At 70.9% G+C, this 1,324-nt stretch carries 1 protein-coding gene and 1 pseudogene; both read right to left on the bottom strand.

Features of this window, described 5'->3' with window-relative positions; translation table 11 throughout:
* On the bottom strand, positions 1 to 398 hold a 398-nt coding region (locus AC1DOC_RS33915), incomplete at its 3' end, for a nicotinate-nucleotide--dimethylbenzimidazole phosphoribosyltransferase (protein WP_478131600.1).
* Positions 395 to 1,324: pseudogene (locus tag AC1DOC_RS33920) on the bottom strand (cobyric acid synthase); the annotation flags it as partial. The gene AC1DOC_RS33915 and the pseudogene AC1DOC_RS33920, both read right to left, overlap by 4 nt.

Raw genomic sequence — 1,324 nt, forward strand, 5'->3', positions numbered from 1 at the left:
GCGATCCGGCGCGAGACCAGCCCCGGGCGGGCCTGGAAGTCGCGCCGCACGCCGCAGTCGACCACGGTGAGCGCGAGGCCGTGCTGGCGCGCCAGCACGCTGACGGCCGCGCCGCCGGCCAGGAAGTTCTCGACCATTTGCCAGGTCACGTCGCTCGGAAAGGCCGAGACGCCGCGCGCCGCCAGGCCATGGTCGGCCGCGCACACCAGCATCTGCGGTGCTTCGAGTACCGGCGTTTCACTGCCCAGGACGAGGCCGATCCGCAAGGCCAGGCTCTCGAGCCGGCCGAGCGCGCCGAGCGGCTTGGTCTTGTTGTCGAGCGCGCTTTGCAGGCGTGCCGCAAGGGCGCCGTCATGGATGTCGGAAATGGAAGGAATGGTCTGGTTGCTGTCGGTCATGCGATCAGGCCCTGCAGTACGCCGGCCTCGAAGTGGTTGTCGATGAAATCGGCCAGGCCGTCGAAGGTGGCGTCGAGCGTGGGTGCCGCGGCACCGAAGAGTGCGTGGAGCGCGGCCGCGTCCTCGAACAGGCCGTGCAGGTAGAGGCCCAGCACGTTGCCGCGCGCGTTCTGCCAGGCCAGGCCCCCGGGCATCACGGCATGGCCGTCCTGCGCCATCTGGGGGTGGATGGCGGTTTGGCCGTGATGGATTTCGTAGCCCGCCACCGGCACGTTCGAGAGCGACGCCCATGCGCCGCCCAGCTGGCCGAAGACGGCCGTCCGGTGGCGCACGGTCTTTTCGCGCTCGAACACCGTCACCAGCGGCAGCAGGCCCAGGCCGGGCGCATTGCCGTCGATGCCGTGCGGATCGACCAGCGCCTCGCCCAGCATCTGCAGGCCGCCGCAGACGCCCAGCACGGCACCGCCGCCGGCCGCGTGCGCGGCAATGGCACGGTCCAGCCCCTGCGCGCGCAGCCACGCGAGATCGCCGCTGGTGTGCTTGGAGCCGGGCAGCACGATCCAGTCGGCGCCGGCCAGCTCCGCCGGCGTGCGCGCCCAGGCCAGGCGGACGCCCGGCACGTTCTTGAGCGGCTGGAATTCGTCGAGATTGCTGATGCGCGGGTAGGCCACGACCGCAACGGTGCGGGTCACGGCACCGCTCGCATGGCCTCGATCATCGAACACGCCGTCTTCCTCGGGCAGGCCATGTTCCCGCCACATCGGCAGCGTCGCAACAGTCGCGATGCCGGTCAGCGACTGCAGCTGCTGCGGCGCCGGCGCCAACAGCGAGGCATCGCCGCGGAACTTGTTGAGCACGAAGCCGCGCAGCAGCGCGCGGTCGCTCTCGGGCATCAATGCCCAGGTGCCGTACAGATGCGCGAAGGC

The sequence above is a fragment of the Variovorax sp. 01T439_2 genome, assembly GCF_056398445.1.